The 8306-nt window shown below is 70.2% G+C and carries 6 protein-coding genes; 3 read left to right on the top strand and 3 right to left on the bottom strand.

Annotated features, from left to right (window positions below; translation table 11 throughout):
• The coding region (locus VF139_08410) for an HD domain-containing phosphohydrolase (protein ID HEX6851420.1) at positions 1-1106 on the bottom strand (1106 nt) is incomplete at its 3' end.
• A 219-nt stretch (positions 1107-1325) separates the two neighbouring features.
• Between VF139_08410 and VF139_08405 the strand changes: the two genes are divergently transcribed.
• Positions 1326-1850 (top strand): outer membrane beta-barrel protein, encoded by a 525-nt coding sequence (locus VF139_08405; GenBank protein ID HEX6851419.1) that lies wholly within the window; start codon positions 1326-1328, stop codon positions 1848-1850.
• Between the two features lie 117 nt (positions 1851-1967).
• On the opposite strand, the gene VF139_08400 is transcribed toward VF139_08405, so the two are convergent.
• Both VF139_08400 and VF139_08395 read right to left on the bottom strand, forming a co-directional pair.
• Positions 1968-4526: a DEAD/DEAH box helicase gene (locus tag VF139_08400; GenBank protein ID HEX6851418.1), complete on the bottom strand. Its 2559-nt coding sequence runs from the start codon at positions 4524-4526 to the stop codon at positions 1968-1970.
• Positions 4510-5805, bottom strand: a complete 1296-nt coding sequence (locus VF139_08395; GenBank protein ID HEX6851417.1) for an inner membrane CreD family protein — start codon at positions 5803-5805, stop codon at positions 4510-4512. The genes VF139_08400 and VF139_08395 overlap by 17 nt, the downstream gene beginning before the upstream one ends.
• Positions 5806-5920: 115 nt before the next feature.
• On the opposite strand from VF139_08395, the gene VF139_08390 reads away from it, so the two are divergent.
• Together VF139_08390 and VF139_08385 are read left to right on the top strand one after the other, a co-directional pair.
• Entirely contained in the window at positions 5921-6616 is a 696-nt protein-coding gene (locus tag VF139_08390; GenBank protein ID HEX6851416.1) for a response regulator transcription factor, read from the top strand.
• Positions 6609-8165 (top strand): ATP-binding protein, encoded by a 1557-nt coding sequence (locus VF139_08385; protein HEX6851415.1) that lies wholly within the window; start codon positions 6609-6611, stop codon positions 8163-8165. The genes VF139_08390 and VF139_08385 overlap by 8 nt, the downstream gene beginning before the upstream one ends.
• Positions 8166-8306 lie beyond the last annotated feature (141 nt).

Raw genomic sequence — 8306 nt, 5'->3', positions numbered from 1 at the left:
GGCCCCGCGAGCAGCGCCTCGAGGGCCTCGTCCACGCTCGCCGCGCAGATCGTCTCGTGGTCGTCGTTGATCAGGCGCATCCGGAGGAGGTTCCGGTACTCCTCATCGCCGTCCACGAGGAGCACCCGGTAACGCCCGTGCTCGGCGCGGCGGGGGTACATCCCCTCGGCGACGGTGAGGAAGATCTCGACGACCTCGGGGTCGAACTGCGTCCCCGCGTGACGGATCAGCTCGTCGAGGGCGTGCGCCGCGCTCATCGCCTGGCGGTGCGGGCGCTCCGAGACCATCGCGAGGAACGCGTCGACCACCGCGAGGATGCGCGAGCCGATCGGGATCTCGCGGCCCCGCAGGCCGTCGGGGTACCCCGTGCCGTCGTACCTCTCGTGATGGTGCCGGATCAGGGGGACGATCTTCCACGGGAACTCGATCGACTCGACGAGGCGAACCCCCGCGTCCACGTGCGCGCGCACCAGATCGCGCTGCGCGTCGGACAGCTCCCCTTTCTGCTGGAGGATGTCGGCGGGCACGTCGGCCCGGCCGAGGTCGCGGAGCAGCGCTGCGAGCGCCACCTCGTCGGGAGTCTCGGGATCGGCCGCGAGGCGCTCGGCGACCGCGCGGGCGAGTCGCATCGCCTGGTGGGAGGACCCTCCGAAATAGCGGTCGCGCAGCTCGAGCAGACCGACCAGCACGTCGATCACGGAAAGGAGCGCCGTCGTCACCACCCGCTCGCGTGTCGCGGGAGGGGCTTCGGTCTTCGGCAGGTCCACGTCGGGGACCAGTCGCGCGAGGTCGCGCGCCCGCAGCAGGAAGTCGTCTTCGCCCAGCCGCAGGATCTCCGCGGTCCCCTTGATCGGCCCCACCGACGTCGCGGCGACGACCCGGCACCCCGAGCGCATCGACTCGACCTTGCGGCGGAGCGTCTCGAGCTTCATCCCGACGGGCGCGCCGTCCACGAGGACGGTGTCGACGGCGACGTGCTTCACGACCGCGAGCGCCTCGTCGCCGGTGGCCGCGAGGGTGACGGTGAGCCCGCGCTCGCGCAACGCCGCGGCGAGCCGTTCGCGCACCGGCGGATGCGCGCTGACCACGAGGCAGTTTCGAAACATCGCTGCCGAATATAGGCATGCGGTCGCGACGTGCATTTCCTGCCGCCGCCGCGGTGCGGCAGTGGGCATTTCCTGCACGGTTCCCCCGCGAAATAGTCCTCAATTCCTACAAATTTGACGGGAATGGCGGGTCACGACTCAGGATCGCGCTTTGCTCCCCGGAGTCGTGATTCGAGGGACCGCGGGCTCGACCGGGCCCGCCCTGTACAGGAGGTTTGAATGACCCGGAAGTGGATGCTCGTCGCCGCCGTCACCGCGCTCGTCTGCGCTCCCGCCTTCGCCGATCCGCTGAAGAAGGGACAGAAGGAAATCGACTTCACGTTCAGCTACGACAACCTCGACCCGGACGGCGCGGACGAGGAGCTCAAGACCACGATCTTCACCGGCTCGTTCGGCTACATGCTCACCGACGGCCACGAAGTCGGCGGGTTCCTCTCGTACAACAAGCTCGAAGCGGGCGACTTCGGCGACACCGACAGCACGCAGATCGGCGGCTTCTACCACTACAATTTCGCCGCCGGCACGAACATGAACCCGTACGTCGGCGCGCGGATCTCCACGATCAGCGGCGACCTCGGCGACGTCTACGACACCTCGTACGGCCTCATCGGCGGCGTGAAGGTCTGGCCGTGGGCCAACGCCGGGTTCAACTTCGGCGTCTCCTGGGACCAGTACATGGGCGACGGCGACTTCGAGGACGCCACGAACACCTCGATCTTCGCCGGCATCGGCGTCAAGTTCTGATCCGGATGGGGACAGCAACCATTTTCCCGGAAGGTCTCATACGAATGCCCCACGTTCCGCACGGTTGCGTGAGGGCATGCGTATGAGACCTTCCGGGAAAATGGTTGCTGTCCCCTTTCAAGTCAGCTCGGCGAAGAGCCGCTCGAGGTCCTCGGGGGCCAGCAGGCGCCCGAGGTTCGCCTCGCGGCCGTAGAGGCCGTCGGCGAGCGCCTTCTTGCGCCCCTGCAGCGCGAGGATCTTCTCCTCGACGCTCCCCGCCACGAGCAACTTGTAGACGAAGACCGGCTTGTCCTGCCCGATCCGGTGCGCGCGATCGGTCGCCTGGTTCTCGACCGCCGGGTTCCACCACGGGTCGTAGTGAATGACCGTGTCCGCGGCGGGGAGGTTGAGCCCGGTCCCTCCGGCTTTCAGCGAGATCAGGAACAGCGGCACCTCGCCGGCCTGGAAGCGGCGGACCGGCGTGTCGCGGTCCTGCGTCTGCCCGGTGAGCTTCACGAAGGGGATCGATCGCGTCTTCAGCTCCGCCTCGATCAGCGCGAGCATGCTCGTGAACTGCGAGAAGAGCAGCACGCGGCGCCCCTCGTCGAGCATCTCCTCGAGCATCGCGAGGAGCGCCTCGAGCTTCGCCGATCCCGCCCCCGCCGCGGCGCGCATCGACAGCAGGCGGGGATCGCAGCACACCTGCCGCAGCCGCAGCAGCGCCTCGAGCACCACCATCGTCGACCGGCCGAGCCCCTTGCGCGCGACCTCGTCCTGGACCTTGCGGTGCATCGCGAGGCGGATCGACTCGTAGAGGTCGCGCTGAGGCCCCTCGAGCTCCACGAGCTGGGTGATCTCGGTCTTCGGGGGGAGCTCGCGCGCGACCTCCTCTTTCGTCCGGCGCAGGAGGAACGGGCGCACGCGCGCGGCGAGCTGCTCGCGGCGCGCCTGGCTTCCGTCCTTCTCGATCGGCGTCCGGAAGACCCGGCGGAACCGCGACTCCTCGCCGAGAAGCCCCGGCATCAGCACGTGGAAGAGCGACCAGAGCTCGCCGAGATGGTTCTCCATCGGCGTCCCGGTGAGGCACAGCCGCTGGACCGCCTCGATCTTCCTCGCCGTTCGGGCGGCCTTCGTGGCCGGGTTCTTGATGAACTGCGCCTCGTCGAGCACGAACAGGTGCCAGCGTCGCGACAGCAACCTCGCCTCGTCGCGCGGGAGCAGCGGGTAGGTCGTCAGCACGAGGTCGTGGTCGTCGACCTCCGGCCAGCGCGCGTGCCGGTCGGCGCCCTGCAGGGTCAACACGCGAAGCTCGGGGGCGAACCGCTCCGACTCGCGCCGCCAGTTGGGCATGAGGCTCGTCGGCGCGACGACGAGCGACGGCTCCCGCGCCCCCGCCCGTTTCTCGGCCAGCAGGTGCGCGAGGAGCATGACGGTCTTCCCGAGCCCCATGTCGTCGGCGAGGATCCCGGAGAGGTCGTGTTCGCGAAGGAAACGCAGCCACGACAACCCCTCGATCTGATAGGGGCGCAACGTGCCGACGAACCCCTCCGGCACCTCGGCCCGGTCGATGCCGCGGAAGGTCTTCAGCCGCCGCCCGAGCTCGCGAAGCGCCTCGCCCCCCGTCCAGTCGAGCTCCCCCTCGAGGCTCTGGTCGAGCTCCGCGAGGCGCGGCGCGTTGAGGCGCGAGAGCCTCAGCGCCCGCCCGTGGGAGAGCTTGTCCGAGCCGTAGAGCTCGGCGAGCGTCCACAGGATGGCGCGCACCCGCGCGGCGGGGAGCGGGAGGATCCGCCCGTCCTTGAGCCGCGCCGGAAGCCAGCCGTCGTCGGGAAGGGAGGCGATCTGGTCGGGGGTCAGGCGCCAGCGCGGATCGCTCAACACGCCGAGCAGGATCGGTAGCAGGCTCAATCGCTTGCCGTCGACCTCGATGCCGACCTCCAGGTCGAACCAGGGGCTTCCCGTCTCCTCGTGGACCTCCGCGTACCAGCGCGCGTCCCCCTCGACGATCCGGTACGGGTAGCTGTCGTCCACGACGATCCGCCACCCTTCGTCCTGCAGCACGGGGAGCTCGTGGCGCGAGAGCTCGAGCGCCGCGCGCCCGTCCCCCTCGATCCCCTCGAGGACGAAGTCGCGGCTCTCGGGGTCCGAGGCCTCGGGGACGATTCCGATCGCCGCGAGCCGCGCCAGAGCCGTCGCCTCGAGATCCCGGTTGCGGAACGGCATCTCGCGCGGGTCGCGGGCGCCGACGGGGGTCGTCCCGTACAGGAACGAGAGCTGGGCCATCGGGCGCAACGCGACGAAACGATCGCGACGCCCGAACAGGCGGAGCACCGGGACCGGCCTCGTGGGTTCGGGCGGGGGCGCCGGGGGCGGCGGCGGGACCGGGGCGTCGATGGTCGGCGGGTCGCCGAATTTCCTCAGGACGTCGCGGGACTCCCAGAGGACCGCCGCCACGTGCGCGCAGTTCCCGCGGTCGTCGAGGGAGCACTCCCCGGAGAGAACCACCTGCCCGTCGGGGTAGGTCGCGACGCGGGCGGCGACCCTGGCTTCGGTCTCCCCTCCTCCGACGCCGCCGAAGACGAGCCCCTCGGGCCCCTCGACGCGGAGCAGACGCACGGCGCCGGCGTCGACCAGGCGCTTTCCTTCCCGGGCGGTGCCGGCGCCGAACGAGCGGACGATCGTGTCACGGGAGATGCGCATCGGGGGAGCCGGGAGTATAGCGGCCCCACGAAGTCTCGACCTCGCTCCACCGGATCCGCCCGGTCAGCTGCATCAGCGCGAAGAGGGTGAGGATGCCGCCGATCGTCACGATCAGACCCGTGAACCCCTCGACGAAGTGCGCCCAGGAGAAAAAGACCAGATAAACCACCTGGCTGACCCCCGCCTCGACGGCGGCGAACCTCAGCCCGACGACCAGGCGCAGGTAGCTCACGACGAGCGCGACCGAGACCGCCGAGGCGATCAGGAACGCCGGCACCAGGTCGATGTGGTCGACGGAATAGGCGAACAGGAGGTGGAAGGCGAAGAACGCCGCCCCGAGGAAGAGGTAGTTCATCGGGTGCAGCTCGATCTCCTTCATGAGGGTGATCACGAACATCCAGACGAAGAAGAAGAACAGCGACACCGGCGCGAAGAAGGTCATCTCGGCCGCGAGGGGCCCCGGGTTGATCCGGTGCGGCATCTCCATCCCGATCGCGAACCCGGAGATCAGGTTCTCCGACGCCCAGCGCAGCTTGAACCCCTCTCCGGCCGGCTCGACCGACTGCGGCGAGATCGTCCCCGCCGGGTAGTCGATCGTGCGGAAGTCGGTCGTGAGCGTGAGATCGAAGTTCTTCACGCGGTTCACGTCCTTCCCGAACGAATACCGCCATTCCTCCAGCCCCCGGGAGGCGTAGGCGATCGTGAACGGCACGCGGGTCCCCTCGCGCACCGGCACGCTCACGCGCACGACCTTCGCCCCGTCGCCGTCCTGCGGCACGATCGACGGGTCCATCACCCCGTTCACCTCGAAGCGGAACCGGTCGTAGATCGCCGAGGTCGTCGGGAACCGCCAGGTGACGTCCACGAACCCCTCGCGCGCGTCGTCGTGCACGTAGGTGTAGTTCCCGGCGAAATCCACGCCGTACGTCGCGTACCAGAGCAGCCCCTTCTTGCGCTGGTCGAGCGCCAGGTCCACCGTGATCTTCGAGCCGTCGAGGATCTGCGACTCCGTCGTCCAGACCTCGCGCTCCTTGGTCACGAACGACTTCTTCTTCGTCTCGGGATCCTCGATCGTCTCGGTGTCGGTCACCTTCTTCACCCAGCGGAAGGCCAGCTCGGGTGAGACCTGCTCCTGCCGGTCCCCCCACAACGCGGCGACCTCGTGTTTGAGCCGCCCGTCGGCGTTCCACGTCCGGTGGAGCACGCTCCCACCCAGCACGAACCAGCCTGCGGAGAGGGCGATGAAGATGGCGACGATCACGATCATCCGGCGCAGCATGGCGGCCTCCTTGTCGCGGGGACGATGCCGCCCGGGGTTGCGCCCCGCGTGTGCTCCCTCCGGGGATTCGGTGCAGATTCCGTGCAGGGCGGAAACTCGACCTACAATTCCCCGCGTGAGCCGGCAAACGACGGTCCTGATCGCCGACGACGATCCGCACATCCGCGAGGTCGTGCGCTTCGCCCTTCGCCGCGAGAACATCGAATGCGTCGAGGCCGGGGACGGCGCCGCGGCCCTCGCGGCGTTCGAGCGCACCCAGCCGGACCTGCTCATTCTCGACATCCTCATGCCCGAGATGGACGGAACCGAGGTCTGCCGCCGCGTGCGCGTGCGCTCGAACGTCCCGATCCTCTTCCTCTCCTCGAAAACCGACGAGATCGACAAGATCGTCGGCCTCGAGATCGGCGCCGACGACTACGTCACGAAGCCGTTCAGCCCCAGGGAGCTCGTCGCCCGCGTCCGCGCGGCGCTGCGGCGCGCGAACGCCCCGCCGGTCGAGGCCGCGCCGACCCACGCGATGCAGCACGGCAAGCTCCGGCTCGACCCGGATCGCCACGAGGCGCTGTGGGACGGGAGACCCGTCCCCCTGACCGCGGTCGAGTTCGGCCTGCTGAAGACGATGCTCGCGCACCCGGGGCGCGTCTTCACGCGCGAATCCCTCATGGACTCCGCCTACGGCGAGCCGACCCACGTTTCGGGGAGGACGATCGACAGCCACGTCCGCCGTATCCGGGAGAAGTTCGCCGAGGCCGGCGGCGAGCCGATCGAGACGGTCCGCGGCGTGGGCTACAGGGTCGGCGACGGTGCCTGAGGAACCCCGATCCCTCCTCCCCCGCCTGCGCACGATCCTGCTGATCGTCAACCTCGCGATCCTGCTCCTCCCCCTCGGCCTCGTCGCGGTCCTGCGCCTGTACGAGAACGAGCTCGTGCGCGGAACCGAGGCGCAGCTCCTCGCGCAGGGGGCGCTCGTGCGGGAGGCGTTCCTCCGCGAGCTCGGCCCCCCGCAGCCGCTCGAGCCGTTGGACGAGGCGACCCTGCGCGCCGCATCCCCGCGCCTGGACGTCCAGAACGACCCGATCCTCCCGCCCGCGCTTCCGGCCGCCCCGGCGGACGTTCCTCCCGACGTCGCCGCGGTCGCCGCCGGCGCGCGCATCTCGCAGGTCCTCCGGGCCGCCTCGCGCGAAACGCTGTCGGGGATCCGCATCGTCGACCGCCACGGGATCGTCGTCGCGACCTCGGGGAGCGAGGCGTTCCTCTCCCTCGCCCACCGCGAGGAGGTCGCCGCCGCGCTGAGCGGTCGACGCGTGAGCCTGCTGCGCGTACGCACCTCGGACAACACGCCCCCCTCGCTCGAATCGGTCAGCCGCGGCCAGCGTTACCGCGTCTTCGTGGCGCTGCCCGTCCGGCTCGGGAGCGAAACCGTCGGGGCCGTCGTCCTGTCGCGCACCCCGCTCGACATCACCAAGGCGTTGTGGCTCAACCGCCGCCCGCTCGCCCTGGCGGGAGGCCTCCTCCTCGCGGTCGTCGTGGGGATCAGCCTCCTGGTCTCGCTCACCATCGCGCGTCCGCTGCAGGCCCTCATGGAGCAGGCCCGGCGCGCGGAGGCGGGAGAGAAAGGCGCGCTCAAGGCGATCGCGCGTCCCGGGGTCGCCGAAATCGCGCAGCTCTCCTCCGCTCTGGCGAGCATGGCGAAGACCCTCGAGGAGCGCGGGGAGTACATCCGGACGTTCGCCGGGCACGTCTCCCACGAGTTCAAGACGCCGCTCACCGCGATCCGCGGCGCCGTCGAGCTCCTCGAGGACCACGCCGCGACGATGAGCGAGGAGGAGCGCGCGCGTTTCCTCCGGAGCATCGCGCACTCGGGCGCGCGCCTCGAGCATCTCGTGCAGCGTCTTCTCGAGTTCGCGAAGGCCGACGTCGCGAGGCCGGGAGGCGGTGCGTGCGAAGCCTACGCGGTCGCGACCTCGGTCGCCGCGCGCCTGCGCGAAACGGGCCTGCCGGTCGAGGTCGAGGGATCGCAGGCGTCGATCGCGATGGAGGAGCCGATCCTCGACGGGATCCTCGCCTCGCTCCTCGAGAACGCCCGGACCCACGGCGGGCCCGGCGTCATGACGTCGATCCACGTCGCCGCCGAGCGGGGGGACGTCGTGATCGACGTCGCCGACTCCGGCCCCGGCGTCTCCGCCGCGAACGCGGAGAAGCTCTTCACCCCGTTCTTCACGACCGCGCGCGACCGGGGGGGAAGCGGCCTGGGCCTGGCGATCTCCCGCGCCCTCGTCGTCGCGCACGGCGGGAGCCTCGAGCTGCTCGCGACGGGGCCGGGGCCGGTGTTCCGGGTGAGGTGCCGGCGTGCGGCGTAGGTGGAGCTCCCTCGCGGGGACGCCGTGATGCGCACGGTCGTCGGCGCGATGGCCGTCGCGGGGATTCTCGTCCTCTCGTACCTGACGGCGTACCTCCTCCGCCAGTCGTTCCTGTCGATGCGCCAGGGAATCGATGGCGGC

This window comes from Candidatus Polarisedimenticolaceae bacterium (assembly GCA_036376135.1).
In the GTDB taxonomy this organism is placed as follows: Bacteria; Acidobacteriota; Polarisedimenticolia; order Polarisedimenticolales; family DASRJG01; genus DASVAW01.
The sequence above is the reverse complement of the archived record's forward strand: the minus strand, read 5'-3'. Positions and strand labels throughout refer to the sequence as shown.

What these genes read in the sequence shown, in the direction of transcription:
- VF139_08405 (HEX6851419.1), top strand. Translation starts at nt 1,326, where the DNA reads ATGACCCGGAAGTGGATGCTCGTCGCCGCCGTCACCGCGCTCGTCTGC.
- VF139_08400 (HEX6851418.1), bottom strand. Translation starts at nt 4,526, where the DNA reads ATGCGCATCTCCCGTGACACGATCGTCCGCTCGTTCGGCGCCGGCACC.
- VF139_08395 (HEX6851417.1), bottom strand. Translation starts at nt 5,805, where the DNA reads ATGCTGCGCCGGATGATCGTGATCGTCGCCATCTTCATCGCCCTCTCC.